Origin of the sequence: Amycolatopsis ponsaeliensis, from assembly GCF_030182635.1 — a bacterium.
Lineage (GTDB): Bacteria > Actinomycetota > Actinomycetes > Mycobacteriales > Pseudonocardiaceae > Amycolatopsis > Amycolatopsis ponsaeliensis.
In genome coordinates this window covers 18,001-44,249 of the sequence record NZ_JAPZLD010000018.1, presented here as the reverse complement: position 1 = coordinate 44,249, position 26,249 = coordinate 18,001, and the positions used below count along the sequence as shown (strand labels likewise).

At 71.9% G+C, this 26,249-nt stretch carries 32 protein-coding genes; 9 read left to right on the top strand and 23 right to left on the bottom strand.

The window, feature by feature from the left end; genetic code table 11:
* Positions 1-927: an AraC family transcriptional regulator gene (locus QQ657_RS25900; RefSeq protein WP_284744845.1), complete on the top strand. Its 927-nt coding sequence runs from the start codon at positions 1-3 to the stop codon at positions 925-927.
* Here QQ657_RS25900 and QQ657_RS25895 read toward each other — a convergent pair.
* The 6 genes from QQ657_RS25895 to QQ657_RS25870 all read right to left on the bottom strand — a co-directional run bounded on the left by QQ657_RS25895 (position 899) and on the right by QQ657_RS25870 (position 4,917).
* Complete coding sequence (locus tag QQ657_RS25895) at positions 899-1,297, bottom strand: YybH family protein (protein WP_284744844.1); 399 nt, start codon at positions 1,295-1,297, stop codon at positions 899-901. The genes QQ657_RS25900 and QQ657_RS25895 overlap by 29 nt on opposite strands.
* Positions 1,294-1,725 carry an SRPBCC family protein gene (locus QQ657_RS25890; protein ID WP_284744843.1) on the bottom strand — a complete coding sequence of 144 codons (432 nt, stop codon included), beginning with the start codon at positions 1,723-1,725 and terminating at the stop codon, positions 1,294-1,296. The genes QQ657_RS25895 and QQ657_RS25890 overlap by 4 nt, the downstream gene beginning before the upstream one ends.
* Positions 1,722-2,066 (bottom strand): ArsR/SmtB family transcription factor, encoded by a 345-nt coding sequence (locus tag QQ657_RS25885; RefSeq protein WP_284744842.1) that lies wholly within the window; start codon positions 2,064-2,066, stop codon positions 1,722-1,724. Before QQ657_RS25885 ends, QQ657_RS25890 begins: the two co-directional genes overlap by 4 nt.
* 40 nt (positions 2,067-2,106) lie before the next feature.
* A complete protein-coding gene (locus tag QQ657_RS25880) occupies positions 2,107-3,195 on the bottom strand; it encodes a coiled-coil domain-containing protein (protein WP_284744841.1) in 1,089 nt (362 codons plus the stop codon).
* Between the two features lie 184 nt (positions 3,196-3,379).
* Entirely contained in the window at positions 3,380-4,576 is a 1,197-nt protein-coding gene (locus QQ657_RS25875; RefSeq protein ID WP_284744840.1) for an RNA polymerase sigma factor, read from the bottom strand.
* Entirely contained in the window at positions 4,573-4,917 is a 345-nt protein-coding gene (locus QQ657_RS25870; protein WP_284744839.1) for a YciI family protein, read from the bottom strand. Before QQ657_RS25870 ends, QQ657_RS25875 begins: the two co-directional genes overlap by 4 nt.
* A 174-nt stretch (positions 4,918-5,091) precedes the next feature.
* Here QQ657_RS25870 and QQ657_RS25865 point away from each other — a divergent pair, with 174 nt between their 5' ends.
* The gene (locus QQ657_RS25865; protein WP_284744838.1) at positions 5,092-6,135 is read left to right on the top strand and encodes a site-specific integrase; all 1,044 of its coding nucleotides are present in this window, start codon (positions 5,092-5,094) and stop codon (positions 6,133-6,135) included.
* A gap of 1 nt (position 6,136) precedes the next feature.
* Here QQ657_RS25865 and QQ657_RS25860 read toward each other — a convergent pair whose 3' ends face one another.
* Positions 6,137-6,298 (bottom strand): hypothetical protein, encoded by a 162-nt coding sequence (locus QQ657_RS25860; protein ID WP_284744837.1) that lies wholly within the window; start codon positions 6,296-6,298, stop codon positions 6,137-6,139.
* A gap of 25 nt (positions 6,299-6,323) precedes the next feature.
* Between QQ657_RS25860 and QQ657_RS25855 the strand changes: the two genes are divergently transcribed.
* A complete protein-coding gene (locus QQ657_RS25855; RefSeq protein WP_284744836.1) occupies positions 6,324-6,833 on the top strand; it encodes a CGNR zinc finger domain-containing protein in 510 nt (169 codons plus the stop codon).
* Here the strand turns inward: QQ657_RS25855 and QQ657_RS25850 are convergent.
* Both QQ657_RS25850 and QQ657_RS25845 read right to left on the bottom strand, forming a co-directional pair.
* Complete coding sequence (locus QQ657_RS25850; protein ID WP_284744835.1) at positions 6,830-8,194, bottom strand: methyltransferase domain-containing protein; 1,365 nt, start codon at positions 8,192-8,194, stop codon at positions 6,830-6,832. The genes QQ657_RS25855 and QQ657_RS25850 overlap by 4 nt on opposite strands.
* Positions 8,191-9,075 (bottom strand): alpha/beta fold hydrolase, encoded by an 885-nt coding sequence (locus QQ657_RS25845; protein ID WP_284744834.1) that lies wholly within the window; start codon positions 9,073-9,075, stop codon positions 8,191-8,193. The genes QQ657_RS25850 and QQ657_RS25845 overlap by 4 nt, the downstream gene beginning before the upstream one ends.
* Positions 9,076-9,117: 42 nt before the next feature.
* Between QQ657_RS25845 and QQ657_RS25840 the strand changes: the two genes are divergently transcribed.
* Positions 9,118-9,894: an SGNH/GDSL hydrolase family protein gene (locus QQ657_RS25840; RefSeq protein WP_284744833.1), complete on the top strand. Its 777-nt coding sequence runs from the start codon at positions 9,118-9,120 to the stop codon at positions 9,892-9,894.
* On the opposite strand, the gene QQ657_RS25835 is transcribed toward QQ657_RS25840, so the two are convergent.
* The 6 genes from QQ657_RS25835 to QQ657_RS25810 form a co-directional block, all read right to left on the bottom strand.
* Positions 9,874-10,473: a TetR/AcrR family transcriptional regulator gene (locus QQ657_RS25835; protein WP_284744832.1), complete on the bottom strand. Its 600-nt coding sequence runs from the start codon at positions 10,471-10,473 to the stop codon at positions 9,874-9,876. The two genes, QQ657_RS25840 and QQ657_RS25835, sit on opposite strands and share 21 nt — an antisense overlap.
* Positions 10,463-10,930, bottom strand: a complete 468-nt coding sequence (locus QQ657_RS25830; RefSeq protein WP_284744831.1) for an SRPBCC family protein — start codon at positions 10,928-10,930, stop codon at positions 10,463-10,465. Before QQ657_RS25830 ends, QQ657_RS25835 begins: the two co-directional genes overlap by 11 nt.
* Positions 10,927-11,247 carry a metalloregulator ArsR/SmtB family transcription factor gene (locus tag QQ657_RS25825; RefSeq protein WP_284744830.1) on the bottom strand — a complete coding sequence of 107 codons (321 nt, stop codon included), beginning with the start codon at positions 11,245-11,247 and terminating at the stop codon, positions 10,927-10,929. Before QQ657_RS25825 ends, QQ657_RS25830 begins: the two co-directional genes overlap by 4 nt.
* Positions 11,247-11,633 (bottom strand): VOC family protein, encoded by a 387-nt coding sequence (locus tag QQ657_RS25820; RefSeq protein ID WP_284744829.1) that lies wholly within the window; start codon positions 11,631-11,633, stop codon positions 11,247-11,249. Before QQ657_RS25820 ends, QQ657_RS25825 begins: the two co-directional genes overlap by 1 nt.
* Before the next feature lie 26 nt (positions 11,634-11,659).
* Complete coding sequence (locus QQ657_RS25815) at positions 11,660-13,183, bottom strand: FAD-dependent monooxygenase (protein ID WP_284744828.1); 1,524 nt, start codon at positions 13,181-13,183, stop codon at positions 11,660-11,662.
* A 71-nt stretch (positions 13,184-13,254) separates the two neighbouring features.
* Positions 13,255-13,869 (bottom strand): TetR/AcrR family transcriptional regulator, encoded by a 615-nt coding sequence (locus QQ657_RS25810; protein WP_284744827.1) that lies wholly within the window; start codon positions 13,867-13,869, stop codon positions 13,255-13,257.
* A 152-nt stretch (positions 13,870-14,021) separates the two neighbouring features.
* Between QQ657_RS25810 and QQ657_RS25805 the strand changes: the two genes are divergently transcribed.
* Positions 14,022-15,368 carry an MFS transporter gene (locus QQ657_RS25805; RefSeq protein WP_284744826.1) on the top strand — a complete coding sequence of 449 codons (1,347 nt, stop codon included), beginning with the start codon at positions 14,022-14,024 and terminating at the stop codon, positions 15,366-15,368.
* A 56-nt stretch (positions 15,369-15,424) separates the two neighbouring features.
* On the opposite strand, the gene QQ657_RS25800 is transcribed toward QQ657_RS25805, so the two are convergent.
* The 7 genes from QQ657_RS25800 to QQ657_RS25770 form a co-directional block, all read right to left on the bottom strand.
* Complete coding sequence (locus tag QQ657_RS25800; RefSeq protein ID WP_434056775.1) at positions 15,425-16,852, bottom strand: SPFH domain-containing protein; 1,428 nt, start codon at positions 16,850-16,852, stop codon at positions 15,425-15,427.
* Between the two features lie 16 nt (positions 16,853-16,868).
* Positions 16,869-17,357: an SPFH domain-containing protein gene (locus QQ657_RS25795; protein ID WP_284744825.1), complete on the bottom strand. Its 489-nt coding sequence runs from the start codon at positions 17,355-17,357 to the stop codon at positions 16,869-16,871.
* Positions 17,354-17,788 carry an NfeD family protein gene (locus QQ657_RS25790; RefSeq protein ID WP_284744824.1) on the bottom strand — a complete coding sequence of 145 codons (435 nt, stop codon included), beginning with the start codon at positions 17,786-17,788 and terminating at the stop codon, positions 17,354-17,356. The genes QQ657_RS25795 and QQ657_RS25790 overlap by 4 nt, the downstream gene beginning before the upstream one ends.
* An 84-nt stretch (positions 17,789-17,872) precedes the next feature.
* Positions 17,873-18,685: a DUF3097 domain-containing protein gene (locus QQ657_RS25785; protein WP_284744823.1), complete on the bottom strand. Its 813-nt coding sequence runs from the start codon at positions 18,683-18,685 to the stop codon at positions 17,873-17,875.
* A 51-nt stretch (positions 18,686-18,736) separates the two neighbouring features.
* Positions 18,737-19,624: an aminoglycoside phosphotransferase family protein gene (locus QQ657_RS25780; RefSeq protein ID WP_284744822.1), complete on the bottom strand. Its 888-nt coding sequence runs from the start codon at positions 19,622-19,624 to the stop codon at positions 18,737-18,739.
* On the bottom strand, positions 19,609-20,424 hold the full coding sequence (locus QQ657_RS25775) for an SCO1664 family protein (protein ID WP_284744821.1): 816 nt from the start codon (positions 20,422-20,424) through the stop codon (positions 19,609-19,611). The genes QQ657_RS25780 and QQ657_RS25775 overlap by 16 nt, the downstream gene beginning before the upstream one ends.
* A gap of 2 nt (positions 20,425-20,426) precedes the next feature.
* On the bottom strand, positions 20,427-21,002 hold the full coding sequence (locus QQ657_RS25770; protein ID WP_284744820.1) for a DUF3090 domain-containing protein: 576 nt from the start codon (positions 21,000-21,002) through the stop codon (positions 20,427-20,429).
* A gap of 76 nt (positions 21,003-21,078) precedes the next feature.
* On the opposite strand from QQ657_RS25770, the gene QQ657_RS25765 reads away from it, so the two are divergent.
* From QQ657_RS25765 to QQ657_RS25750, 4 genes are read left to right on the top strand one after another with little or no spacing between them, the layout of a single operon-like run.
* Entirely contained in the window at positions 21,079-22,998 is a 1,920-nt protein-coding gene (locus tag QQ657_RS25765; protein WP_284744819.1) for a prolyl oligopeptidase family serine peptidase, read from the top strand.
* Positions 22,995-23,894 carry a S66 peptidase family protein gene (locus QQ657_RS25760; protein WP_284744818.1) on the top strand — a complete coding sequence of 300 codons (900 nt, stop codon included), beginning with the start codon at positions 22,995-22,997 and terminating at the stop codon, positions 23,892-23,894. Before QQ657_RS25765 ends, QQ657_RS25760 begins: the two co-directional genes overlap by 4 nt.
* Positions 23,891-24,295 carry a TIGR03668 family PPOX class F420-dependent oxidoreductase gene (locus QQ657_RS25755; protein WP_284744817.1) on the top strand — a complete coding sequence of 135 codons (405 nt, stop codon included), beginning with the start codon at positions 23,891-23,893 and terminating at the stop codon, positions 24,293-24,295. Before QQ657_RS25760 ends, QQ657_RS25755 begins: the two co-directional genes overlap by 4 nt.
* A 41-nt stretch (positions 24,296-24,336) precedes the next feature.
* The gene (locus QQ657_RS25750) at positions 24,337-24,600 is read left to right on the top strand and encodes a hypothetical protein (protein ID WP_284744816.1); all 264 of its coding nucleotides are present in this window, start codon (positions 24,337-24,339) and stop codon (positions 24,598-24,600) included.
* A gap of 91 nt (positions 24,601-24,691) precedes the next feature.
* Here the strand turns inward: QQ657_RS25750 and mptB are convergent, their stop codons facing one another.
* The gene (gene mptB / locus QQ657_RS25745) at positions 24,692-26,227 is read right to left on the bottom strand and encodes a polyprenol phosphomannose-dependent alpha 1,6 mannosyltransferase MptB (protein WP_284744815.1); all 1,536 of its coding nucleotides are present in this window, start codon (positions 26,225-26,227) and stop codon (positions 24,692-24,694) included.
* Between the last annotated feature and the right edge of the window lie 22 nt (positions 26,228-26,249).

The following is a 26,249-nucleotide window of genomic DNA, read 5'->3' as shown; positions in this document are numbered from 1 at the left end:
ATGGACCCGCTCGCCGCGCTCCTCGACGGCCCCCGCGCCCACGGCGCGTTCCTGCTCCGCTCGGTGCTGACCCCGCCGTGGTCCCTGCGCATCGAGGACGAAGCACCGCTGACCGTCGTGTCGGTCGTGCGCGGCGAGGCGTGGATCGTCCCCGACGCCGGCGAGAGCGTCCTGCTCGGCGAAGGCGACGTCGCGATCGCCCGCGGCCCGGACCCGTACCTGGTCGCCGACCACCCGTCGACGCCGCCGCAGGCGCTGATCCTGCCTGGCCAGGAGTGCCGCACCCCCGACGGCGGGCACCTCACCGACTACGCCGACCTCGGCGTCCGCACGTGGGGCACCGGCGGCCCGGTCGTGCTGCTCACCGGCACGTACGGCATGGAAGGCGAGATCAGCAAGAAGCTCCTGGCCGCGTTGCCGGCGCTGATCGTCCTGCGGGCGGCCGACTGGCCGACGCCCCTGGTCGGGCTGCTCGCCGCCGAGATCGGCCGGGACGTGCCGGGGCAAGAGGCCGTCCTCGACCGGCTGCTCGACCTGCTGCTGATCGCCGCGCTGCGCACGTGGTTCGACCGGCCCGACACGAGCGCGCCGGCCTGGTACCGCGCCCACGACGACCCAGTCGTCGGGCAGGCCCTGCGGCTGCTGCAGCACCAGCCGGGCGAGCCGTGGACGGTCGCGAAACTCGCGGCCAACACCGGCGTTTCGCGGGCCGCGCTGGCCCGGCGCTTCGCGACGACAGTCGGCGAGACACCGATGGCCTACCTCACCGGGTGGCGGCTCGCGCTGGCCGCGGATCTGCTGCGCCAGCAACCGGAAGCGACGATCGGCGCGGTCGCCCACCAGGTCGGGTACGGCAGCGCGTTCGCCCTCAGCGCGGCCTTCAAACGGGAGTTCGGTGTCAGTCCCCAGCGGTACCGGACGGCGTGAACGGCACCGAACTGTGCTCGTGGACGATCTTCCAGCCGTCCTCGCCCCGGCGGAACCCGACGGTGGAGCGCACCCACATGTCCACGTCCGTGCCGTCGACCATGGTGCCCTTGACCTGGAACAGGTAGTGCGCGAACGCGACGTCACCGTCGGCGATGACCTCGAGGTCCTTGATCTTCAGGTCGATCGTGGAGCGGTAGCCGCCGAACCATGCCCGCAGCCGGGCGCGTTCGACGTCCTGGCCGGTGTCGCGCAACGGGCCGAGCGCGTCGAACAGCGTGACGTCCTCGGCGTACTGGGCCACGAGCGTCTCGACGTCCTTCGCGGCCACGGCCGCGACCCGGGCTTCGACGAGCAGTTCGGGGGTCATTTCAACGCCTCGCCCAGCCGGTCCAGCCACTCGCCCGTCCCCTGCTCGCGCCACTCCGGTTTCTCGGCGTCGTCGAGGAGGGTGTCCTGCTCGGTCAGGACCAGGCGGGTGCCGTCGCCTTCGCCGATCAGCTCCACTGTCGTGATCGAGACCGTGGCGAGCGCGTCGCCGCCGCTCAGCGTCGTGGAGTAGACGATCCGCCGCTCCGGCACGATGTCGTGGTAGATCGAGAGGACCGACAACGGCGTGCCGCCCGGGCCTGCGGCCTCGATGGTCTCGCGGCCGCCGACGCGGAAGTCCAGCTCGTGGGTCCCGTCGGGGACGAACCAGCGGGTCTTGGCGGCCGGGTCCGCCCAGGCGGCGAACACCCGCGCCGGCGGAACCGGGTAAGTGCGTTCGAGCGTGAACGTGGCGTGCTTGACGGTCATGTCGTGCTCCCTTCCGACGGGCCGGGCGGCTCGGCGAGGAAGTCACCGAGCCGGTCGAGCGTGCTTTCCCACGTGGTGCGCTGCCGGCCCAGCCAGTGCTCGCCGGCGCGCAGCAGCTCCGGCTCGATCCGGCAGGTGCGGACGCGGCCGCGCTTCTCCGATCGCACGATCCCGGCGGCTTCGAGCACCTGGAGGTGCTGCACGACGGCGGCGAGCGACATGGTCAGCGGCTCGGCGAGCTCACTGACCGATGCCGGCCCGCGCACGAGCCGCTCCACCAGCGCCCGCCGCGTCCGGTCGCCCAGGGCGCGGAACACCAGGTCCAGCTCATGGTCAAGCATGTACTTAAGTTATGCCCGGTGCCGACCAATAGTCAAGTAGCTACTTAAGCATTGCCGCGACGTCCTCGGGCAAGCTCACCTCCGCCTCCCGCAGGACGGCGAGAGCCCTGGCCAGCGCGCGCTCGGCGTTGTCGGCGCGGCCGGCGCAGGCGCGGAGTTCGGCACCGAGGTTCGTGGTGGTCTCGTGCATGGACCGGACGGTCTGCTCGTGCGCGGCCTGCGCGTCGGCCAGCCGGCGGTCGCCGTCCGCTCGGGCTTGGTCGAGAGCCGACTGGTGAGCAGTAGCTGCCTTGGTCAGCTCTTCGCGGGCGGTATCGAGCCGTCCGGCGGCTGCTTCGGCACGGGTTTCGGCCGTTGCCGCGCGCGTCTCGGCCGCGTCGAGGCGCTGGGTGGTGGTTTCCGCGCGGGCTTCGGCTGCTTCCGCGCGCGCCGACGCGGCTTGACTACGCCCGCGTTCTTCGTCGAGTGCCCCGCGTGCGGCCGCGAGTTCAGTGGTCAGAGTCGCGATCACCGAGGCGCGTTCACCGGCCAGGGCCGCGCTGGCATCGGCCCGCTCGGCGACCCGCCCGAGTTCGTCCCGTACGGCGGCCAGTTGCCCTTCGGCGCGCTGTTGCTCCTGCAGCGCGGCCTGCCGGGCGGCACTGCTCTCGTCCCGCTCCCGCCGCGCCGCGGCTGCCTCCTTCTCCGCAGCTGTGGCGACTCGGGTGGCGCCCTCGGCGGCTTCCCGGGCCTGTGCGGCTTCGGCTTCGGCGAGCCCACGCTGCCGGCGGTGGTCGTCGGCCTCGGTCAAGGCGGCGTCCCGTTCGGCGAGCGCGGTGGCCGTGGTGGCTTCCAGCTGGTGGCGCAGGGTCGTGAGCGTCTCGACGAGCCCTCGCGCGGGTTCGAGCACGCGGTCGACCTGCCCGGCGAGCGCAGTGACAGCGGTGTCGTCCAGCTGGGTGTCGCTCTCCCGCAGCGACTCGGCGTCCGACAGCACGGCTTCGGCGTCGCGGCAGGAGAGGTTCCGGCGCCCCCACGTCTTCCCGTCCTGGCAGAACCGAGCCCGGCTCCCCCGCCCCACCGCCGGCGGCAGCGGCGCCCCACAGCGCCGGTACTCGCAAATCCGCGGCTGACCTGCATCTTCCGTCATGATCGAGAGCCTATCAAACGTTCTAATCAGAACTAGAGGTAGCTGTTCAAAATTAGAAAATAGATAGAGTGATGCCTGGGTTTGGATAAGGTCACATATCCAAACCCAGAACACGACGAGAGAACGAGGCTGTCGCGAGGGGCAGATTGGGGCCGCGAAAACTAGGACCCCCCCCCCTTTGATGTCAACCCAGAGTTGACGCTGAGGCCCGCTTCCGCTCCAGAAGGGCCCGCTCGGCCGAGTTGTGCGTCAGCTCGATCGCCGTCGTGTAAGCCGCCACCGCTTCCCCGCTCCGGCCGAGCCGATCGAGGAGGTCCGCGCGGATCGCGTGGTACAGCGGGAACCGCGCCAGCTCCAGCTCCTCGACCAGGGCCAACGCCACACCGGGACCGTCGACCTCGGCGACCGCCACCGCCCGGTTCAGCGCCACCACGGGCGTCGGCGTCACGGCCAGCAGCTGGTCGTACAACGCCTTGACCTGGGACCAGTCCGTCGGCGCGTCGCTGTGGACCGCCTGGATCGCCGCCTGGATCTGGTACGGGCCCGGCTGGTTGCGGCGCAGGCAGCGGCGGACGATCTCCTGGCCCTCGGCGACCAGTTCCGCGTCCCACCCGGCGGGGTCCTGGTCGGCCAGCAGGACCACCGAGCCGTCGGCACCAGTGCGGGTCGCGCGGCGGGAGTCGATCAGCATCATCAGCGCCAGCAGGCCCCAGACCTCCGGCTCGTCGGGCATCAGCCCGGCCAGGACGCGGGCGAGCCGGATCGCCTCGCGGCACAGGTCGTCGCGGACCAGGTCCTCCCCCGCGCTCGCCGTGTAGCCCTCGTTGAAGATCAGGTACAGCACGCCGAGCACCGCGGACAGCCGCGCCGGCAGGTCGGCGTCCTGCGGGACGCGATACGGGATGCCCGCGTCCCGGATCTTGTTCTTCGCCCGCACGATCCGCTGGGCCATCGTGGACTCGGCCACCAGGAACGCGCCGGCGATCTCCGCCGTGGTCAGGCCGCCGAGCAGCCGCAGGGTCAGCGCGACCTGCGTCGGGCGAGCCAGCGCGGGGTGGCAGCAGGTGAAGATCAGCCGGAGCCGTTCGTCGGGCACGGCGCCCTCCTCCACAGGCTCGGTTTCGGCATGCAACAGGGCTGCGTGGGCGTGCTTGTCCTGCCGGGCGGCTTCCCGGCGCAGGCGATCGATGGCCCGGTTGCGGGCGGTGGTGATGATCCAGCCCGCCGGGCTCGGCGGCACCCCGTCGGCCGGCCACCGCCGGACCGCCTCGGCGAACGCGTCCTGCACGGCTTCTTCGGCGACGTCGATGCTCCCGAACACCCGCACCAGCACCGACACGGCACGGCCGTACTCCGCGGCGAAGACGTCCTCGACACTCATCCGGCGAACGGCCGCACCTCGACCGGCAGCGGCGCGACGGCGTCGGCGAGCCGGCCGCCCCAGGCGAGCGCCGCGTCGAGGTCGGGCGCGGTGATGATGGTGAACCCGCCGAGGTGTTCCTTGCCTTCGGTGAACGGGCCGTCGGTGATGAGCGTGTCGCCGTCGCCGGCCCGCAGCACGGTGGCGGTGGCGGGCGGGTGCAGCCCACCGGCGAACACCCAGGCCCCGGCCGCCTTGAGGTCGGCGTTGAGGGTGTCGAGCTTCTTCATGACACCGTCGAGCACCTCCGGCGGCGGGGTCGGGCCGTCGGGCTGGTAGATGCTGAGCAGGTACTGCTTCACGTGGGCTCCTTTCGCTGTCTCGCCGCTCATACGAACGGCGCCCGGCCGGATCGACAGCGTCGTGGGACCGATTCTGCGTGGACACCGTTGAAAGGATCAAGGCACCTCGAAGCGGTGGCCGACGCCCGGGGCCGGTTCCTGCCCGCGGAGATCGACATCCCGTAACCTCGGCGCGTGCCCGAGCTCGAACCGGTGACCGACGCCGCCCTCGCCGCCGCGAGCCCGCAGGATCGGCTCGCCCTGCTCGACGAAGCCGCCGCCCGGCACGTCGACGGGCAACGGCCGCCGAACACGCTCAAGGCCTACGCCCAGGACTGGCAGGTGTGGCAGGACTACACCGCCGAAGCCGGGATCCCGCCGCTGTCGGCGTCGATCGGTGCCCTGACCGGGTTCGTCGTCTGGCTCGAGCGCGGCCGCACGCTGCGTCCGGACGAGCGCGTCGTGCCGGAGGTGCCGGAACAGGCCGCCCCGGCGGCGCCGTCGACGATCGAGCGGCGGCTCACCGGCGCGCTCGCCGGGCTGCGGCACCACAAGGTCGTCGTCGATCCCGAGGCGAGCCGCGCCGCGTGGCGTGCGCTGAAGGGCTACCGGCAGCGGCTGGCCCGCGAGGGCGTCCAGCGCGGCCGCGGCAAGGCCACCATGGTCACGCTCCCGGACCTGCGGGCGATGTCACGGGCCTGCCCGGACACCCTTTCCGGCGCCCGCGACCGGGCGATGCTCCTGATCGGGTTTCCCATCGCCGCGCGGTGTTCCGACCTGGCGAACCTGCTGGTCACCGACGTCGAGCCGGTCGACGACCGGGGCCTGGCGGTGACCGTGCGGCACGGCAAGAGCACCGGCGACATGGTCGTCCCGCGGCGCGAGAGCCCCGACACCGACCCGGTGCGGGCGTGGCACGCGTGGCGCTCGGGCGCCGGGATCACCGAGGGGCCGGCGTTCCGCCGTGTCGACCGGCACGGCAATGTCGGCGAGCCCGCGCTGAGCACGACCGGCGTCAACCAGATCCTCACCCGGGCCGGCGTCCGCGCGGGCCTGCCGTACCCGGTGACCGGGCACTCCCTGCGGTCCGGGTTCGCGACCGAAGCCCGTCGCGCGGGGGCGGACGACCTCGCGATCGCCGACCAGGGGCGCTGGGTGCGCGGCAGCCGCGCGCTGTACGAGTACATCCGCCGGGTCGACCAGTGGGACGACAACGCGGCGGGCGTGCTCGACCTCTGAGTCACGGCGTCCGGGTGGCGCCGACGACTTCGCCGTCGAGGCGGGCGAGCCAGCTGCCGCAGAGGCAACGCACGTAGTCGAGCCGGTGGGTGGCGGGCCGGGCCGCGGTCGCCGGCAGTTCGGCGAGCGGCCAGCCGCAGCGGGGGCAACGGTTTCCGTCCATACCCCGATCGTGCTGTAATGGCTTTGTGCACTTCAACCCTTACGGCGGCCCGGCCGCGCTCGTGGCCGCCGACCTGGTGAACGCGGGGTCCGCGAGCGAGCTGCTGCACGGGATGGTCCGCAACGGCATGTCCATCGCAGCGCTGACCGACGACGAAGCCACCCGGATCGCGGCCTGGGCCCACCGGCTGCGGCCGGTGTTCGCCGCCGATCCTTCGCTGCGTCCGGAGTTGGTCAACGACCTGCTCGCGGAAGCGGCGTGCCGGCCGTACATCGCCACCCACGACGGCAAGCCCGCCCACCTGCACTACTCGGCCGAGGACGCGGGCCCGGTCGGCCGCGTCCGGGCGTTCACCGCGGGCGGGCTCGCCCACCTGGTGTGCGAAGCGCCGGACCGCCTCGGGATCTGTAGCCGCGAGGGTTGCGGGACGGCGTACGTCGACACGTCCCGCAACGGCCGCCGCCGCTTCTGCTCGACCCGCTGCGCGACCCGCGTCCACGTCGCCGACCACCGGGCCCGGCAGCTCACGGCCTAGCCGAAGACCTCGGCCAGCCAGGCGTCCCAGCCTTCGGCATCGGCGTCGACCTCGGCGAAGTGGTGCCGGCCGACGCCGATCGGCCAGCCGAAGGCGTTGCGGCCGTAGAAGCGGTAGAGCGCGTCGGCGGTCCGGACGCCGAGGAACTCCGGCGTGACGTAGTCCACGACGCCGTCGTGGCCCCGGACGGCCAGCCGATCCCCGGCCTGGACGTCGTCCGGGACACCGAGCGCTTTCTTCAGCTTGGCGAAGCCGCCGGGCTCGGCGGAGGACTCGGGCGCCTCGGTCATCGCGTAAGTGGCGCTGCGGCCGGGGAAGTGCGCGAGGTACTCCCCGAGCGAGTGGTAGTAGAACGCGGTGTGCTTGCGGCAGGCGTCGTAGTTGGTGTCCCAGTCCTCGAGGAAGACGCCGCGGTGCACGAACTTCAGGTGCGTGGCGTCGCCGCGGGGTTCGAAGGTGTAGTCGAGCTCGTTGAACCAGCCGTCCTTCTCGCACCGGGTCGCGAAGTGCTCATCGGGCTGCCAGACGGTGACCTCACCGCCGTAGAAGGTCAGCCCGGTTTCGCGGCCGCCGGCCCGCGGCTCGTAGGAGATCGGCCACGACCAGCTCCCGGCCTCGACGGTGACGGCGCGCCAGCACTGGTCCGGCGTTCCGGCCAGCGTGCCCTCGAACCCGACCTCGAACTCTTTCGTCATGGCTGCCTCCTCGATGACCTCTTGCCAAGGCGTCAACCGGGGAAGGCCGGATTCGACAACTACGGCGAAGCTTTTCGCGCCCGCCAGGCGAGGACCGTCGGGCTGGGCTCGCCTGGCGGGCAGCGGCAGGTGGGCGGCACCGACTTTGTCGCGCAGGCCTCGGTCGGTCCAGGACGCCGTGGTCCAGCCGGGGTCCCGGTAGCCGGGCCGGATGACGACGGCCCGCTCGTCCGACCGGTCGGCGAACCCGCCGCAGAAGCACGGGTGCACGCCGACGTGCACGAACACCCCGCCCGGCGCCAGGACGCGAGCCGCTTCGCGCAGCACCGCCGGGTACGCGGGCATGTCGGTGTGCACCATGACCGCCACGACGGCGGGCAGCGATCCGGTGGCGACCGGGAGCGCCTCGGCGTCGCCCCGCGCGACCGGCAGCCGTCCTGTCGCGTGGCGCAGCATCCCGGCGGAGACGTCGATGCCGAGCGGTCTCCGGCCGAGCTCCCGGATCGTCCCCGCGTGAATGCCGGTGCCGCAGCCCAGCTCGAGGCAGGAGCCGGCGCCCGGACCGAGGAGTTCGTGCAGGGTCGCCTCGATGCCCAAGGGGTCGTCGCGCTGCCCGGTGAGGAACGTCGTCTCGTACCAGTCCGCGATCGTGTCGTAGGCCGTCATGCTTCCTGTGTACCGGCCACCGCCAGCACGGCATCCGCGAACTGCGCGGGCGCTTCCTGCGGCGCGTTGTGCCCGACACCCGGCAGGACGCGATGCTCGTACGGGCCGGTGAAGTACTCCCGGTCCTCGGCCGCGCCCGGGCCGCCGATGCCGTCGGCGTCGCCCTCCAGCACCACCGACGGCACGGCGATCGACGGCCCCGTGGCGATCAGCTCCTCCAGCTCGTCGTAGCGCGGGTCTCCCGCGGCCAGGCCGAAGCGGTGGCGGTACGAGTGGATCACGACGTCCACGAAGTCCGGGTTGTGCAGGCTCGGCGCGCTCGCGGGGAACGTCGAGGCCGCGCCCGCCCAGGTCGGGGACCATGTGCGCCACAGCAGCTCGCACAGCTCGTCGCGGTTGCGTTCAAGGCCGCGGCGGCCGCGCTCGGAGTGGAAGTAGTACTGGTACCAGTAGGTCCGCTCCCACTCCGGCCGCGTCGGCTCGGCCGCCGAAGCCAGGTGCTGGACGTTGTACCCGTCGACCGACACCAGCCCGCGGATCCGCGAAGGCCACAGCGCCGCCGCGATGCACGCCGCGCGGCCGCCCCAGTCGTAGCCCGCGACCACCGCCCGGTCGATCGCGAGCGCGTCCAGGAAGTCGAGCAGGTCCTGGGCCAGCGCCGCCTGCTGGCCGGAGCGGGGCGTGTCCGCGGACCGGAAGCGCGTGCCGCCGAACCCGCGCAGGTACGGCACCAGCACGCGGGCCCCGGTGAGCCGGGCGGCGACCTCGTCGTAGCACCGGACGTCGTACGGGAACCCGTGCAGCAGCACCACCGGAACGCCGTCCGGTGTGCCCGTCTCTTCGTACGCGATGTCGAGCAGCGGTGTCGTCGTGAAGGCCATGGGCAGTGATCCTTCCAGCCGGCGGCTGCTTAGACTGCAGACATGAGCAAGCGCTTAGTGGTCATGGGGGACTCGTTCACCGAAGGCGTCGGGGACGACGATCCGGCCGCCCCGAACGGCGTGCGTGGCTGGGCCGACCGCGTCGCCGAGCAGCTCGCCGCGCGCGAGCCGGAGTTCCGCTACGCCAACCTCGCCATCCGCGGCAAGCTGCTGCCGCAGGTGCTGGGTGAGCAGCTCGAGCCGGGGCTCGCCCTGGACCCCGACCTCGTCTCCCTCTACGCCGGCGGCAACGACCTCATGCGCCCCAAGGTCGACATCGACGCGATGCTCGTCGACTACGAAGCCGCCGTCGCCCGGGTCCGGGCCACCGGCGCCCGCCTGATCCTGTTCACCGGGGTCGACGGCGTCGAGGACCCGCTGTTCCGCGCCATCCGGGGCCGGGTGGCGATCTACAACGAGCTCGTGCGCGGCATCGCCGCCCGCCACGGCGCGCTGCTGGTGGACCTGTGGTCGATGCGGCAGCTGTGCGACCGCCGGTTCTGGGCGCCGGACCGCCTGCACCTCAACGCGCTCGGGCACACGGAGGTCGCCATCGAGGTGCTGCGCGTCCTCGGTGTCGAACACCCGCTGATCAGCCCGGAACTCTCGCCGCGCGAGGTCCTGAGCCCGGCCGCGCGCCGCAGCCAGAACCTGCAGTGGGCGCGGGAGCACGCGCTGCCGTGGGTGCGGCGGCGGGTGAAGGGCGAGTCGTCCGGGGACGCCATGGCCCCGAAGCGGCCCACACTCGAGCCGGTCGGCTCAGCGCCGCTCCCCCGCTGACGGCCGGAGCCCGTCGAAGAGGATCGTCACGGCCCGGTCGCGCAGCCGCACGTCCGGGCCCGCGTACTCGGCGGCCTTCGCCACGCCGATGATGATCGTGATCAGCTCACCCGGGACGAGGTCTTCACGGACCGCGCCCGCCGCCTGGGCGCGGGACAGCAGTACCCCGAGCGCGCCGAGCAGCCGGGCGCCGATGTCGGACTTGGCGTGCGGCACGCTCACCCCGGCGGCGGTGAGCGCCTCGAAGTAGGCGTTCTTCGCGCCGGACATCTCGATCCAGCCGGCGAGGAAGGTGAAGAACGCGGCGCCCGGGTCAGCGGAGTCGGCCGCCACGACGGCTTCGGCCTCGTCGGCGAACCGGTGCAGCCGGGCGATCAGCACGGCCTCGAGCAGGGCTTCCTTCGTCGGGAAGTGCCGGAACACGGTGCCGATGCCGACACCGGCGGCGCGGGCGACCTCTTCGGTCGGCGCCCCGGTGCCCCGGGCGGCGAACACGCTCTCGGCCGCTTCCAGCACGCGCGCCCGGTTGCGCCGGGCGTCGGCGCGCAGGGGTTTCGTCTCGGCGGGATCAGCGGTCACTTCCTGATCGTAACGGCGCCGGGTCGTCCAAGGCGTCCAGCAGCCGGGCCAGTGCGCGTGGCACGTGGGAGCGCCAGCCGCCGCCCATGATCCGCCGGGAGACGCGCTCGAACTCGTCGTCCGGGTCGAAGCCGGTGTGGCTGAGGAAGAGCCGGGTGCCGGTGCCTTCCGGTTCCAGCCGCCAGGTGACCGTCCACCGCGGACCCCAGCGGATGCTGAGCTTGCGTTCGGCCTCGACCTCCAGGACCTCGCACGCCACCGGTCCGCCGGCGAACCCGGCCGCGGGCGCCGGCTCGGCCAGCAGCTGGAACCGGTGTCCCACCACGGGTTTGATGTCGTTGGGCATGTTTATCCAGCGCTCGAGCAGATCCGGCTCGGTCAGCGCGCGCCAGACCTTGCGGGCCGGGTGGGCGAGGAACTGGTCGACGTGGATCGCGGTCAGGTCGTCGTCGGTCACAGGTCGTCCTCTTCGTCGAGCAGGTCACGCAGGTTGGCGAGCTTGCTCCGCCAGAACCGCTCGTAGGGCGTGAGCCAGTCGGCGACCTCTTCGAGCGGGGCCGCGTCGAGACGGTAGACGCGGTTGCGGCCCTGGCGCTGTTCGCTGACCAGGCCGGCCTCCCGAAGCACCCGAAGGTGTTCCGAGAGGCTGGGCCGGGCCATCTCGAACCGTTCGGCGATCGACCCGGCGGCCATCGGGCCGTCCAGCAGCAGCCGCAGGACCTCCCGCCGGGCCGGGCTGGCCAAGGCGGCGAAGACGTCGTCGTTGACCGGCATCAGTTCGGCACGTTGCCGAAGTCCGACGGCTCCAGCAGCCCGAGCGTGTGGCCGTCGAGGTCTTTGAAGGACGTCGCGCGCCCCCACGGCCGCTCGTCCGGATCGGCGATCTCGACGCCGGCCGCCCGCAGCGCGGCGACGTCGGCGTCGAGATCGGTCGTCTGCAGCTGGAAGTGCCGCGGACCCGGTTCGATCCCGGTGACCTGCTGGTCGGTCAGCACCACGCCCGTCTGCGCACCCTTCGGGGCGACCATCACGAACCGGCCGCCCTCGGGCGTGCGGCGGTCGACGAGCGCTGCGAAGCCGAGCTTGCCGACGTAGAAGTCCCGCGCGCGGGCGTGGTCGGCGACGGGCAGGGTCAGGAACTGCACGTGGGTGATCGTCATGCGAGCGACAATACGTAGGATATCTCCTACATGTCAACGGGGCTGCCGAACCACCGTTCGAGTGCCGCTCGCAGTGCCTTCCGCTCGGTGTCGTCCGGCTCGGCCGAGCCGCACGCCCAGGCGACGTACCCGTCCGGGCGGATGAGCAACGCGGTCGCGTCGACGTCCGCCACGCCCGCGACCAGGTCGACACGATCGGTCCAGCCGCGCAGCTCGTCCCCCAGCGAGCCGGTGAAGTCCAGCAGCAGCGGCCGCGCGGTCCGGGTCAGCTCGGCGAGCCGGGTTCCGTCGGCCAGCGTCAGATCCGGGGCCCACCGGCCGTCGAGCGGGTGGCCGGTGCCCGGTTCGTAGCGGACGTCCGCGCCGGACATCAGGTCGGCGATGAGCTGCGCGGTGGCCGGCAGCCGCAGCAGTTCGCCGAAGAGCTCCCGCAGCGCGGTGACGTCGCGGCCCGGCGTGATCAGCGCGGACTGGGCCTGGGTGTGCATGACGACGCGCTCGGCGACCGGGCGGCGTTCGCGCTCGTAGGTGTCGAGCAGTCCGGCCGGTGCCCAGCCGTGCAGCTCGGCGGCGAGCTTCCAGCCGAGGGCGACCGCGTCCTGCAGGCCGAGGTTCAGGCCCGGCCCGCCGATCGCGGAGTGGACGTGCGCCGCGTCCCCGACCAGCAGCACCCGGCCGTCGCGGAACCGGTCGGCCAGCCGGGTGTTGCGACCGCGCAGCCGTCGCAACAGGTGCGGCCCATCGCCTTCGGGCGGCCCGAGGGGCAACTCGAAGCCGAGTACGCGCTTGATGCTGGCGCGCTGGTCGTCGAGGGTCGTCGGAGGCTCGTCTCCGCGCTCCTCGTCGTCGGTCCACTCGATCGTGGTGACGAGGGTTCCGCCGGGGAACGGCGCGTAGACGAACAGGCCGATTTCGGTGCGGTAGTGGAAGAACGGCGGGATGACGCCGTGCCCGGGCACGCTCAGCCCGCCGGACGCGGTGTCGACGAACTCCGCGGGAACGGTGGCGTTCGCGGTGAAGGAAACAGTGCGGTCCTCGGTCACACCGGGGAAGCCGATGCCGGAGAGCTTGCGCGTGATGCTGTGCCCGCCGTCGGCGCCGACGAGATAACGGGTGGTGAGCCGGCCCGGTCCTCCCGGCCCGGTGAAGTCGAGGGTGACGGCGTCGGCGTCCTGGGTCAGGCCGGTGAGCTCGTGACCGCGCCGGATCTCGACGCCGAGCTCGGTCGCGCGTTCGGCGAGCATCGCCGCGAGGCGCCGCTGCGGCACACCGAGGATGTAGAGCGAATTGCGCTCGGGGAGGCTGAGGTCGAGACGCATCGCCCCGAAGACGAACCCGGGGGCGGGCGGGCCGATCGGGCCGGCGAGGCGGTCGTGCAGCCCGCGGCGGTCGAGCAGGCGCACGACCTGGCCGACCAGGCCGTTGGCGCGGTTCTCTTCGGTCGGCTCGGGCAGCCGCTCCAGCACGAGCGGGCGGATGCCGGCGAGGGCGAGTTCGCAGGCGAGCATGAGGCCGTTGGGCCCGGCACCGGCGATGACGACGTCTTCCATGGCGGAACTCCTTGCGATCAAAGGGCATGACGAACAAGCCCGGCGACCCTGCCGGGCGTGGTGCGGAGGGCTCAGCGCGGTTCGGGCAGGCCGGCGGCGAGCCGGCCGAACACGTCTCGGAGCAGGTCTTCCATCGGCTGCGGCTCGGTTCCGAGCCACTGCTGCGTGACGACGTTGAGCGCGGCGGCGACGACACTCGCGACGAGCTTCGGGTAGACGTCCGTCTCGGCGTCGGTGCCGGTGCGGTCGGCGACGACCCGGGCGATCTCGGCTTCGCCCGCGGCGCCGGCCTTGTGGAACTCGCTCTGCAGGGCGGGTTCGGCGACCATCAGCCGGATTCCGGCCAGCCACGACTGGTCGGGGATCCGGTCTTCGGGCACCGGCTCGCCGAGCGCGAACCCGGCCAGCGCGGCGGCGGTGACGGCTTCCCAGATCGGCTCGCCGGCCGGGCGTTCGCGCAGGGCCGCGGCGATCGCGCGGATCCGTTCGTGGTGGCGGGCCACGATGGCCTCACCCTTGGTGCCGAAGTAGTTGCTGAAGGTCCGGGTGGACACCCCGGCTTCGGCGGCGATGTCTTCGATCCGGACGTTGGCGTAACCGCGTTCGACCGTGAGCCGGATGGCCGCCCAGCTCAGCGCGATGCGTGTCTCCTGCTTCTTGCGCTCGCGCAGCCCGTTGGCGTCCATGGGTCCACCATAGCGGAACTTGCAGATTCTGCAAAGTTGCAGATTCTGCACTTTGTTCATCACCGACTGGACGAGATAGCGGTCATCGATCGCCGAAACCGTCGACGGGCGTCACACTGTTGTGTGACATCAGTCACCGGAGGTGTTGCGAGATGGTCTTGGGCGACAACGGAATCACTCACAAGGTGGAACCGGACAGCAAGTCCGGGAAGGTACAAGTACGGCGTGCGGCGCTGGCGAGCGCGATCGGCACGACCATCGAGTGGTACGACTTCTTCCTCTACAACACCGCGGCGGCCTTGGTCTTCCCGCACCTGTTCTTCCCCGCGTCGAGCGCCTACGCGGGCGCGATGCAGTCCTTCGCGACCTACGCGGTCGGGTTCGCCGCCCGCCCGGTCGGGGCCGCGATCTTCGGGCACTGGGGCGACCGGATCGGCCGCAAGACGACCCTGATCGTCACGCTGCTGCTGATGGGCATCTCCTCCGGCATCGTCGGGATGCTGCCCGGGACGTCGGCGATCGGGTTCGCGGCGCCGTTGCTCCTGGTGCTGCTGCGGCTGGTCCAGGGCATCGCGATCGGCGGTGAGTGGAGCGGTTCGGTGCTGCTCGCGATGGAGTGGGGCGACCAGAAGAAACGCGGCCTGCTCGGCAGCTTCGCGCAGATCGGCGTCCCGGTCGGCCTGGTGCTCGGCACCGGCGGCATGACGCTGCTGTCGGCGACCCTCTCCCCCGAGGACTTCGACTCCTGGGGCTGGCGGCTGCCGTTCCTGGCGAGCCTCATCCTGGTCGCGGTCGGCCTGGTGATCCGCCTGAAGATCCTCGAGACGCCGATGTTCGCCAAGCTCGTCCAGAGCGGGCAGACGGCGAAGACACCGGTGCTCGACGCGATCCGCCACCACTGGCGCGAGATCCTGCTCTCGTCCGGTGTGCGGTTCAGCGAGCAGATGCCGTTCTACCTGTTCACCAGCTACGTGCTGATCTACGTCGTGTCGCGGCACGAGTTCAGCAAGACGTTCGTGCTCAACGCGGTCCTCGTCGGCGCCGCGTGCGAGCTGGCGATGATCCCGTTCTTCTCGACGCTGTCGGACCGGATCGGCCGCAAACGGGTGTACCTGGCCGGGGCGGTGTTCACCGGCGTGATCGCGTTCCCGTACTTCACGATCCTGGCGCACGGCAACCACGCGCTGGTGTTCGTCGCGGTCGTGGTGTCGTTCATCCCGCACGCGCTGCAGTACGGGCCGCAGGCGGCGCTGATCGGCGAGAGCTTCCCGACGCACCTGCGCTACGGCGGCGCTGGACTGGGCTACCAGCTGGCGTCGGTGTTCGCGGGCGGGCCGGCGCCGCTGCTGGCGACGTGGCTGCTGCACCAGACCGGGACGCCGTACTCGATCTCGGGGTACATCATCCTGTCGGCGGTGGTCACGGTGGTGTGCGTGATCTTCCTGAAGGACCGCTCGAAGGCCGACATCGACGACGTGACCGTGTACCAGCGTTCCTGACAACGTAAAAGGGGCCTCCCACGGAAGTCCGGTGGGAGGCCCCTTTTACGTGCGTGTCAGCGGCGCGGGCCCTGGGGTCCGCCGAACGGGGGCTGCTGCGGGAACGGCCCGCTGCCCGGGTTCTGCGGGCCGCCGAACTGGCCCGGCGGCGGGGACTGCGGCGGCTGGCCCTGGTACCCGGCGCCCTGGTGCGGGCCGGCCGGGGACTGCGGCTGCGGCAGCGGCTGGCCGCTCTGCGGCGTCGGCGGCTGCTGGGGCGCGGGGGTGACCTCGGTGCCCCGCTCCTCGTCGGCCGGTTCCACCTCGGGCTGCTGCAGTTGCTGCTGCTGGATCGGGCGCGGGATCGCCGGCCGCGCGGGCGGCGCCGACGGCGTACCGAGGGCCGGGACCTCCTGGCGTGCCACGGCTTCGGCGGCCGCCACGGCCTCGGCGACCTTCGGGTCGCTCTTCGTCTCGAACCAGCTCGAAACCTCTTCGTCCTCGAGGTCGGGCTTGGCCGGGACGTCGTCGTCCTTCGGCGGCTCGTAGCGGAACACACCGTCGTCGCCGGGGGCGCCGAGTGCGCGGGCGAAGCCTTCGAGGGCCTTGCCGTAGTCGCTCGGGATCATCCAGACCTTGTTCGCGTCGCCCTGCGCCATCTGCGGCAGCGTCTGCAGGTACTGGTAGGCCAGCACCTCCGGCGTCGGGCGGCCGGCCTTGATCGCGGCGAACACCTTCTCGATCGCCTTCGCCTGGCCCTGCGCCTGCAGGTACCGCGCGGCGCGTTCACCCTGGGCCCGCAGGATGCGGGATTGCCGCTCGGCCTCGGCGGCGAGGATGGTGGCCTGGCGGGCACCTTCGGCGGAGAGGATCTGGCTCTGCTTCTGGCCTTCCGCGGTCTTGATCGCCGACTCCCGCTGGCCTTCCGCGGTGAGGATCATGGCGCGCTTCTCACGGTCGGCGCGCATCTGCTTCTCCATCGAGTCCTGGATGGAGGGCGGCGGGTCGATCGCCTTGAGCTCGACGCGGCCGACGCGGATGCCCCAGCGGCCGGTCGCCTCGTCGAGGACGCCGCGCAGCTGCGTGTTGATCGAGTCGCGCGAGGTCAGCGTCTGCTCGAGGCTCATGCCACCGACCACGTTGCGGAGCGTGGTGGTGGTCAGCTGCTCGACACCGACGATGTAGTTCGAGATCTCGTACACCGCGGCGCGCGAGTCGGTGACCTGGAAGTACACGACGGTGTCGATCGACACCGTCAGGTTGTCCTCGGTGATGACCGGCTGCGGCGGGAACGAGACGACCTGCTCGCGCAGGTCGATCCGGGCGCGCACCTTGTCCAGGAACGGCACCAGGAAGGTCAGGCCCGGTGACGCCACCGTGCGGAACCGGCCCAGCCGCTCGATCACGGCCGACTGCGCCTGCGGCACGACCATGATCGCCTTGGCTACCGTGATGATCACGAAGAGAGCCAGTAAGACGACCACGATGATCACAGTGGTGGTCAAGAGATCTTCCCCTTACCTAGTACCATTCTTGCGCGGTTGACGGAGTTCCGGGCGCCTCGGGCGGGCTCACCGCGAGCTTCAGCTCCTTCGCGGCCACCCCCCAGCGTCCGGTGGTGTCGTGCAGGACCGTCCACACTGTACGGTGCAGGTCCCCCGGTGCGGTGACGGCGCGCTCGGCCGTGGTCAGGCTCGCTTCCTGCCGCAGCGCCGTGGTGGTCAGCTGTTCGATCGCGATCGCCGGGTTGCCGATTTCGTACGTCGCCAGCTTCGGGTCGGTGACGGCAAAAGTGACCTCGAATCCGATGTGGACTTCCCGTCCGTCGCCGGCCTCGATGACCCGGGGCGGTGCGGACAGGATCTGGTCGCCGAGGTCGACGCGCGCCCGGACGGTGTCGGCGAACGGCAGCACGAAGTGCCGGCCGGGGCCGAGCACGGCGCGGAACCGCCCGCCGCGTTCGATCACCGCGGCCCGGCCCTCGGGGACGACGACGAGTCCCAGGCTCACGGCTCGGCCGACACGACAGCGGTGGCACCCGAGATTTCGACGACCGTGACGGACGTGCCGGGCTTGATCGGTTCGTGGTGTTCCGAGAGGCTGCGCGCGGACCAGACGTCGCCGGCCAGCTTCACCTGCCCGGCCTCGAAGTCCACTGTGGACACGACGACGGCGCGGGCGCCGATGAGGGCCTCGATGCCGGTGCGGTGCCCGGTGCCGGCGAGGAAGCGCCGCTTCAACGCCGGGCGGAGCAGCACGAGCATCCCGACCGAGGCGACGGCGAACACGGCGACGTCGATGAAGATGTTCCCGGTGAGCACGTCGGCTCCGGCGCCGAACAGCGCGCCGACGCCCAGCATGATCAGCACGAAGTCGCCGGAGAGGACTTCCGCGATCATCAGGGCGATGCCGACGATCAACCAGACCACTGCCCATGCCATGGCTTCATGCTCTCAGATCGCGCCGGTTCGCACCGGCACAGTGACTCGACGTGACCTACGCGTGACCTTGGACAAATCGGACATTCAGGCCTCTTCCGTCGGCTCGGTGACGAAGTCGATGAGCCGTTCCACGGCCCCGATGAGCGGGATCTCGAGGTCGCGGAAACTGCTCACCCCGCTCAGGACACGTTGCCAGCCTTCGTAAGGTTGCCCCCAGCCGAGCGCGTCGCAGATCCCCTGCTTCCACTCGGTGCCGCGGGGGATCTTCGGCCACGCCTTGATGCCGACTGCCTCGGGCCGCACGGCCTCCCAGACGTCGATGTAGGGATGCCCGGTGACCAGCACGTTCTCGTCGTGGACGGCCTCGACGAGGCGGGACTCCTTGCTGCCGGGCACGAGGTGGTCGACGAGCACACCCAGTCGCCGCGCGGCGCCGGTGCCGAACTCGGCGATCCGGTCACTCAGCACGTCGACGCCGTCCAGCGGCTCCACGACGACGCCTTCGACGCGCAGGTCGTGGCCCCAGACGCGTTCGACGAGCTCGGCGTCGTGCTTGCCCTCGACCCAGATGCGCGAGTCGCGGGCGACGCGGGCCTGCAGGCCCTGCACCTTCACCGACCCGGACGCCGAAACCTGCTTGACCGGCGCTTTCACCGTCTTGACCGGCACCAGCGTCACCGGTTTGCCCTCCAGCAGGAACCCGGCCGGTTCGAGCGGGAACACGCGGTGGCGGCCCTTGCCGTCTTCGAGCACGACGTTGCCGTACTCGATCTTCACCACCGCGCCGCAGTAGCCGCTGGCCGGGTCTTCGACGACGAGACCGGGCTCGGCCGGGACTTCGGGCACCTTCTTGCGGCGCCGGCCGGCCAGCACGTCGTCATAGGAATGGGAGCGCACGACCAGGCAACCTAGTGGCCGGAGGTACCCGGGTGGGTCATGCCACGCCGGTCAGCGCGCCAACTCCAGGACCGCGTCGGTGAACGGCGACCGCTCGCCGCGGCGCAAAGGCGACAACGCGACCAGCGGGGCCATCGCGACGCACCAGGCCCGGACGCGCTCGGCGTCGAAGCCGGCCACGTGCGGGGCGAGCGCGGCGAGGCCGTCGTCGATCGTGCCGCCCTTCGCCACGGGGACGAACATCCAGTCCAGGGCGTCGAGCGCCGGGTCGCCGAGGCCGGGTCGTGGGTCGATGGCGACCGCGCCGCGGCCGGGTCCGGCGTCCAGGACGTTCGCGGGGTGGAGGTCGCCGTGGATCAAGGTGACCGGCCCGCTGGTGGCGAGTGCGAGCGCGCGCTCACGGCCCCTGTGCAGGGTTTCGGCGCTCAGGTGGGCGGCGGCGGCCGGGGAATCGCGGCGGCGACGCTCGGAGAGAGTGAAGATGAACTCGATGCCGTCGGCCAGCCGGCCGAACTCGCCGACCGGTTCGGCGGCGTGCAACTGGTCGAGCAGTTCGCCGATTTCGGGCCACGGGACGTCGCCGTCCAGCTGGGTGCCCGGAACGAGCCCTTCGAGGAGGATCGCGTTGGCGTCGAGGTCGGCGTCGAGCACCTGGACGACGCGGGAGCAGCCGGCCCAGGAGCGCAGCCCGGTGACTTCGAGCCGGGCCACCTCGGGGTCCGGCGTCAGCTTGAGGACCCGCAGGTCACCGCGGGGACCGGTGCACAGCAGCGTGCGGCCGGTGTTGCCCGGCCGGGCTTCGCGGACCTCGAGGCCCCACTGGGCGCTTAGGCGGGTGACCAGGTCGGGCAGGGCGTCGCACCACGGTTCGGCCAGCTCCGCGCCGAAGCGGTCGACCAAGCGGGCGCGGGCGGCGTCGTCGATCAGAACAGGGGCCACGGGATGGCACGCCAGTCGTCGCCGGGTTCGGGGAAGATGCCTTCGCCCAGCAGCAGGTCGGTGCGTTCGGCCAGGGCGCGGATCTCGAACTTGGTGATGTGCTCGGCCAGGGTCTTGCCGAGGCCGCCGTCGATCTCCGAGCGCAGCTTCCGCAGCTTCTCGACGGTGTCCGGCGGGACCGGTTCGCCGATCCAGCCCCAGAGGACGGTCCGCAGCTTGGGGTCGGTGTGCAGGCAGATGCCGTGGTCGACGCCGTAGACGCGGCCGTCGAGGCCGGGCAGCAGGTGCCCGCCCTTGCGGTCGGTGTTGTTGACGACGATGTCGAGCACGGCGAGATCGCGCAGCCCGGGGTGGTCGGCGTGGGCCAGCACCGCGGGCTCGCCGAGCCGGTCGTGGGCGTGCAGCACGACGCGCCAGTCGTCGGGGAGGTCGTCGGGCGCGCGGACCTCGACCAGGTCGTCCTCGGTCGTCTCGATCCACAGCTGGACCATGCCGGGGCCGAACGGCCCGTCGCGCAGGACGGTCGGCGGGATCGCGCCGATGCCGGCGGCCTCGCTGATGATCGCGGTGGCGACCTCGCGCCCGGCGAGGGTGCCGTCGGGGAAGTCCCACAGCGGCCGCTCCCCCGACACCGGCTTGTACACGACGCGGCCGGTGACGCCGTCGAGCTCGATGGCGCAGAACAGCGTGACGTTGGAGGCGTCGACGAGCCGTCCTTCGACGTCGATGCGGCCGTGGGTGACGAGCTCGCGGGACGCCGGGTCGGCCGGATCCGGCTGTTCCGCCGGCGTGTCGGCCATGGTCAGTCTTCGTCCGCGTCGGTCTCGCGCCGGTAGCCGTTCTGCCGCGGGCAGATGTGCCCGGTCGGGTCGAGCGGCTCCCCGCACAGCGGGCACGGCTTGCGGCCGGCGTTGACGACGCGGTCGGCTCGCTCGGCGAAGGCACGGGCGGCGGCCGGGGTGAGGAAGACGCGGACGGCGTCCGGGCCCTCCTCGGTGTCGTCGAGCACGACCGTCTCGTCGACCTCGCCCTCGGTGATGGCGAGGAGCTCGATGACGACGGCGCTGCTGTCGGCGTCCCAGCCGAGACCCATGGTGCCGACGCGGAACTCCTCCTCGACCGGCACGGTGAGGGGGTCGACGTCGAGCTGGTCGTCGGGGACGTCGTCGGGCACGTCGGCACCGAAGCGGCTGGCGACCTCCTCGAGCAGTGAGCCGAGGCGCTCCGCGAGGACGACGACCTGCTGTTTCTCGATGGTGACGCTGATGGTGCGCACGTCCTCGGAGGCCTGGAGGTAGAACGTGCGATCGCCGGGCTCGCCGACGGTGCCGGCGACGAACCGATCCGGCTGGCGGAAGACGTGGATTACGCGAGACATAGCACTGTCGACCCTAGGCCACCGCCGCATGATCGGCATCCGCCGCCCCACCTTCGCGGGCCGCTAGCCTCTGGGGGTGTCTCGGATCTCGCCGTACGGAACCTGGTCCTCGCCCATCACCGCCGCGGAGGTGGCCGCCGCCGGCGGTGGCCCGCAGTGGCTCGACGTCGTCGGGGACGAGGTGTGGTGGGCCGAGGCGCGACCCGGTGAGCAGGGACGGGTTGCCCTGGTGCGGGCGGTTCCGGGCGGCACCGAGGACGTGCTGCCGGCGCCGTGGAACGTCCGCAACCGGCTGCACGAATACGGCGGGCGGCCGTGGGCGTTCGTCGACGGTGTGGTGGTGTTCACGCACTGGGCCGATCAGCGGGTTTACGCGGTGAGCGAAACCGGTGTGGTGCCGCTGACACCGGAGCCCGCGCAGCCCCAGAGCGTCCGCTACGGCGACCTGCGGGCCGGCCGGACCGGCGAGGTGTTCGCGGTCCGCGAACGCAGCACCGGACCGCGGCCCGCCGACATCGAGCGGGAGCTGGTGGCGATCGCCCTCGACGGCGGCTCGGAGCGCGTGCTCGCCGCGAGCCACCACTTCCTGACCGTGCCGAAGCTGTCGCCGGACGGGCGGCACGCGGCGTGGTTCGGCTGGGACCACCCGGCGATGCCGTGGGACGGGACCGAGCTGTGCGTGGCTCCGGTCGCCGAGGACGGCACCTTCGGGCCGCACCGCGTGGTGGCCGGCGGCGCGGACGTCTCGGTGTGCCAGGTCGAGTGGGAGACGCCGGAGACGCTGCTGGCGCTGCTCGACCCCGGCGGCTGGTGGAACCTGCACCGGATCGGGCTCGACGGGTCGCTGACGAACGTCGCGCCGGTCGAGCGGGAGCTGGGCGGGCCGTTGTGGAAGACGGGCTCGCGGTGGTTCGTCCCGCTCGGCGGCGGGCGGCACGCGGTGCTCGCGTCCGGGCGGCTGGCAGTGCTGGACGAGGCGGACGGCTCGGTGACGCCGGTGGCCGAGGAGCTGACGGCGTGGTCTTCGACGGGGTTCGCGGTGCACGACGGCGGGATCGCCGGGGTCGCGGGCGGCCCGGTCCGCGAAGCCGCGGTCGTGCACGTCTCCCTCGAGGGCGCGGTGACCGATCTGACGCCGCAGCCGGAGCTGCCGGCGGCGTTCCTGCCGGTGCCGGAGGAGCGGGTGTTCACGACGACCGCCGGCGAGACCGTGCCGGTGGTGCTGTACCGGCCGGCGAACCCGGACTTCGCGGCGCCCGAGGGTGAGCTTCCCCCGCTGCTGGTGCACGTCCACGGCGGGCCGACCGGGCAGCACCTGCCGATGCTGGATCTGGAGCTGGCGTACTTCACCAGCCGGGGCATCGCGGTGGCGGCGGTGAACTACGGCGGGTCGACCGGTTTCGGGCGGGCCTACCGGGAGCGGCTGCGGGAGCAGTGGGGCGTGGTGGACGTCGCGGACTGCGTCGCGGTGGCCGAGGCGCTGGTGGCGGCCGGGCTGGCCGACGGCGACCGGCTGGCGGTGCGCGGCGGCAGCGCGGGCGGGTTCACCGCGGCGGCGTCGCTGACCACGACGAAGACGTACCGGGCGGGCACGGTGATGTACCCGGTGCTGGACCTGGCCGGGTGGACCGGCACCGAGGGTGACACGCACGATTTCGAGTCGCGGTACCTGGACGGGCTGGTCGGGCCGCTGCCGGCGGCGAGGCAGCGCTACGTCGAGCGGTCGCCGCTGGCGAACTCGGCGTCGCTGGCCGGGCCGGTGCTGTTCCAGCAGGGGCTGGAGGACCGGATCTGCCCGCCGGAGCAGGCGGACCGGTTCGTGGCCGGGCTGGCCGGGCGCGGGATCCCGTACGCCTACCAGCGGTTCCCCGGGGAGCAGCACGGGTTCCGGCAGGCCGCGACGATCGTGGCGGCGCTGGAGGCCGAGCTGTCGTTCTACGGCCAGGTGCTCGGGTTCGAGACGCCGGGCGTCGCGCGGCTGGAGCTGTCGCGATGAGGCCGCCGCGCCTGCGGGCGGGTGACACGGTGGCGCTGGTGGCGCCGGCCGGGCCGGTGCCGGCGGACCTGCTGGAGAAGGCGATCCCGGTGCTGCGCGGCTGGGGTGTCGAGCTGCGGATCGGGCCGTGCGTGCGCGCCGAGCCGGGGTCGCCGCCCTATCTGTCCGGTTCGGACGCCGCGCGGGCGGCGGAGTTCACCGAAGCGTGGCTGGACCCGGGCGTGCGGTGCGTGCTGGCGGCGCGGGGCGGCTACGGCGTCCAGCGGATGCTGGACCTGGTGGACTGGGCCGCGTTGCGCGAGGCGGGTCCGAAGGTGCTGGCCGGGTCGTCGGACATCACCGCGCTGCACCGCGCGGTGAACGTCCACTTGGGACTGTCCAGTTTGTTCTCCCCGATGCCGGCGAGCGTGCTGTTCGACGACTTCGCGGTGGAGCACCTGCGGCGGTCCCTGTTCGACCCCGAGCGGAACCTGGTGGTGCGCGGCGGTTCGACGCTGGTGCCGGGCCGGGCCACGGGGACGTTGACCGGCGGGAACCTGTCGTTGCTGGCGGCGGGGATCGGGACGCCGGAGCAGGGGTCGGCGCGGGATTCGGTGGTGCTGCTGGAGGACGTCACGGAGAGCGTGTACCGGCTGGACCGGATGCTGACGCAGCTGCTGCGCAGCGGCTGGTTCTCCGGGGTCCGCGGGATCGTCCTGGGTTCGTGGGCGGCATGCGGCTCTGCGGCGGACGTGCGGGCGCTGCTGCTGGAGCGGCTGGGTCCGCTGGGGGTGCCGATGGTCGAGGAGTTCGGGTTCGGGCACGTGGCGACGTCGCCGACGTTGCCGCTGGGGGTGCCGGTGGCGCTGGACGCGGACCTGGGGACGTTGACGTTCGACTCCCCCGCGCTGACATGACTCCGGAAGAAGCGCGGGAACGGTTCGCGGCGGCGCGGGTCGCGCGGCTGGCGACGGTATCGGCTTCCGGGGTCCCGCACCTGGTGCCGGTGACGTTCGCGGTGCACGGCGACGAGGTGGTGTTCGCGGTGGACCACAAACCGAAGTCGACGACGTCGTTGCGGCGCCTGGCGAACATCGCGGAGAACCCGGCGGTGTGTTTCCTGGCCGACGGCTACGACGAGGACTGGTCGCGGCTGTGGTGGGCCCGTGCGGACGGTACGGCCGCCGTGGTGTCCACGCGGGACGAGCCGGTTTCGTGGCTGGTGGCGAAGTACGAGCAGTATGCGGAGCGGCCGCCGGAGCACGCGGTGGTGGTGACGGAGATCCACAAGTGGAGTGGTTGGTCGGGCTCGGCCTGAATTCGCTACCCGACAGTGGGCCGGCGTGGCATCGTCCGGCCATGGCTTACGAGGAGCGGGAGCACGCCGGGCGCTTCTACGGGGTGCAGTTCATGTACGCCGTGCCGGAAGACGCCTGGTTCGTCGAGCTGACCGACGTCACATCCGGTCGCATGATCATGACGGGAGTCGTGCCCGACGAGGATCCGTCAGTGGAGCCGACCGTGCGCGTGCACGCACCGGAGGAGCACAGCGTCCCGCACGAGATCATGGTGTGGTTCATGGCGAAGGTCGCCGAGGAGATCGCGCGCAGCCGCCCCGCCTAGGAGGAGTTGTCCCTGCAAGCCATCGGAGCCGGAGCATGATGGCGGCGGTGGTGAGTTCGGCCTGGCAGGAACTGCGTAGGCAGGCCGAGCCCTAGTCGCGGAGGAACTTCTCCGGCCGGCGCCACGCGTCGATCAAGCCGAGCGGGTCCGGCCGCAGCAGCGACGCCGCCGAGTACAAGCTCGCCACCACGACCAGCGCGATGAACCACCAGTCGTACAGGGCCTGCTCGCCCGTCGGGTAGTAGACCAACGTCACGAAGACCGACACCGCCACGACGAGCGCCAAGTGACGCGGCTGCCACTTGAACGCCGACAGGAGCACGAAACCCCAGGTCAGATACCACGGCAGGGTCGGCGGCATGAGGATCGCGACCGCGAGCAGCGAGATCCCGGCGCGGTAGACCGCCTCGGTGCCGCCGCCGCGGGCGAGCCACCACTGGCGGATGCCGAAGCCGATCAGGACGAGCATGCCGGCCGCGCGGGCGACCGTGACGAACGGCGATACCTGGACGTCCACGACGATGTGGACCAGGTTGTAGAAGACCTCGCCGATGCCGGTGGGGATGTTCAGCCAGTTCGCGATGAGCTGCGGGGCCTTGAGTCCGGACCACCAGCCGAGGTTGAGTGAGCCGAGCGAGATCCACGTGCCGGCGACGAACACCGGCAGGAACAGCCCCACCGACGCCGCTCCGGCGCGCAGGAAGTTGCGGACCTTCGACTCGCCTGCCATGTGGTTGGCCCACATCCAGACGATGAACGGCAGCGCGATCGCGGCCGTCGGCTTGATCAGCATGCCGATCGTGACCAGGACGACCGCGACGACGTGCTTGCGTTCCAGGGCGGCCAGGACGCCGATGGTGAGGAACGCGAGCATCATCAGGTCGTTGTGCGGGCCGCCGAAGAGGTGGATGACCATCATCGGGCTGGCCACCGCGAGCCACAGCGCGACCGGGAGCTTGCCGCCGAGGTGCTTGACCAGCCGCGGGAGCGCCCACAGCGTGCCGACCAGGCCGACGAGCAGGACCAGGCGCATCAGGATGACGCCGAGGATCATGTTGTCGCCGCTGACCGAGACGACGCCCTTGGAGATCAGCAGGAACAGCGGCCCGTACGGGGCCGGGGTCGTCTGCCAGAGCGGGTGGACGTTCTGCACGACGTTCGGCAGCACGTCGAGCTCGGCGGGGCCGTTGGCGTACGGGTCGAGCCCGTAGAGCAGCTGGGCGCCCTGGCCGAGGTAGGAGAAGACGTCGCGGGTGAACAGCGGCGGCGAGATGAGCAGCGGCGCCATCCAGCAGCCGGCGGCGACCAGGACGGGCCGGCTGCCGACGCGGCCGAGCAGCACGTAGCGGCCGAGCCGGACCCAGGCCCACACGACGAGGCCGAAGCCGGTGTAGAGGACGGCGTTGGCGAGCATGCGCCCGTGGCCGTAGCGGATCCACGAGAGCGGGCCGTGGCCGAGCACGGGGTCCTTGATCAGGATGCCGCCGGCGCCGAAGGCGGCGATCATGAGCAGGGTGCTCCCGACCGTGCCCATCGCGATCGTGCGGTAGGGGAATCGCGAGGGCGTGAGGAGCCGCTCGGCCAGCGTGGCCGAGGGCGTCTGCGCGGGGTCGGTGGTGGTCGCCATTTCCGTTCGGAGGTTACACACC

Excerpts from the sequence above, each read along its gene's own strand:
- QQ657_RS25885 (WP_284744842.1), bottom strand. The coding sequence starts at position 2,066 with ATGCTTGACCATGAGCTGGACCTGGTGTTCCGCGCCCTGGGCGACCGG.
- QQ657_RS25860 (WP_284744837.1), bottom strand. The coding sequence starts at position 6,298 with ATGGACGGAAACCGTTGCCCCCGCTGCGGCTGGCCGCTCGCCGAACTG.
- QQ657_RS25805 (WP_284744826.1), top strand. The coding sequence starts at position 14,022 with ATGGTCTTGGGCGACAACGGAATCACTCACAAGGTGGAACCGGACAGC.
- QQ657_RS25790 (WP_284744824.1), bottom strand. The coding sequence starts at position 17,788 with ATGGCATGGGCAGTGGTCTGGTTGATCGTCGGCATCGCCCTGATGATC.
- QQ657_RS25775 (WP_284744821.1), bottom strand. The coding sequence starts at position 20,424 with ATGGCCGACACGCCGGCGGAACAGCCGGATCCGGCCGACCCGGCGTCC.
- QQ657_RS25895 (WP_284744844.1), bottom strand. The coding sequence starts at position 1,297 with ATGACCCCCGAACTGCTCGTCGAAGCCCGGGTCGCGGCCGTGGCCGCG.
- mptB (WP_284744815.1), bottom strand. The coding sequence starts at position 26,227 with ATGGCGACCACCACCGACCCCGCGCAGACGCCCTCGGCCACGCTGGCC.
- QQ657_RS25770 (WP_284744820.1), bottom strand. The coding sequence starts at position 21,002 with ATGTCTCGCGTAATCCACGTCTTCCGCCAGCCGGATCGGTTCGTCGCC.
- QQ657_RS25760 (WP_284744818.1), top strand. The coding sequence starts at position 22,995 with ATGAGGCCGCCGCGCCTGCGGGCGGGTGACACGGTGGCGCTGGTGGCG.
- QQ657_RS25875 (WP_284744840.1), bottom strand. The coding sequence starts at position 4,576 with ATGAGTGTCGAGGACGTCTTCGCCGCGGAGTACGGCCGTGCCGTGTCG.
- QQ657_RS25820 (WP_284744829.1), bottom strand. The coding sequence starts at position 11,633 with ATGACGATCACCCACGTGCAGTTCCTGACCCTGCCCGTCGCCGACCAC.
- QQ657_RS25815 (WP_284744828.1), bottom strand. The coding sequence starts at position 13,183 with ATGGAAGACGTCGTCATCGCCGGTGCCGGGCCCAACGGCCTCATGCTC.
- QQ657_RS25845 (WP_284744834.1), bottom strand. The coding sequence starts at position 9,075 with ATGGCCTTCACGACGACACCGCTGCTCGACATCGCGTACGAAGAGACG.
- QQ657_RS25880 (WP_284744841.1), bottom strand. The coding sequence starts at position 3,195 with ATGACGGAAGATGCAGGTCAGCCGCGGATTTGCGAGTACCGGCGCTGT.
- QQ657_RS25810 (WP_284744827.1), bottom strand. The coding sequence starts at position 13,869 with ATGGACGCCAACGGGCTGCGCGAGCGCAAGAAGCAGGAGACACGCATC.
- QQ657_RS25900 (WP_284744845.1), top strand. The coding sequence starts at position 1 with ATGGACCCGCTCGCCGCGCTCCTCGACGGCCCCCGCGCCCACGGCGCG.
- QQ657_RS25850 (WP_284744835.1), bottom strand. The coding sequence starts at position 8,194 with ATGACGGCCTACGACACGATCGCGGACTGGTACGAGACGACGTTCCTC.
- QQ657_RS25750 (WP_284744816.1), top strand. The coding sequence starts at position 24,337 with ATGGCTTACGAGGAGCGGGAGCACGCCGGGCGCTTCTACGGGGTGCAG.
- QQ657_RS25825 (WP_284744830.1), bottom strand. The coding sequence starts at position 11,247 with ATGCCGGTCAACGACGACGTCTTCGCCGCCTTGGCCAGCCCGGCCCGG.
- QQ657_RS25755 (WP_284744817.1), top strand. The coding sequence starts at position 23,891 with ATGACTCCGGAAGAAGCGCGGGAACGGTTCGCGGCGGCGCGGGTCGCG.
- QQ657_RS25890 (WP_284744843.1), bottom strand. The coding sequence starts at position 1,725 with ATGACCGTCAAGCACGCCACGTTCACGCTCGAACGCACTTACCCGGTT.
- QQ657_RS25840 (WP_284744833.1), top strand. The coding sequence starts at position 9,118 with ATGAGCAAGCGCTTAGTGGTCATGGGGGACTCGTTCACCGAAGGCGTC.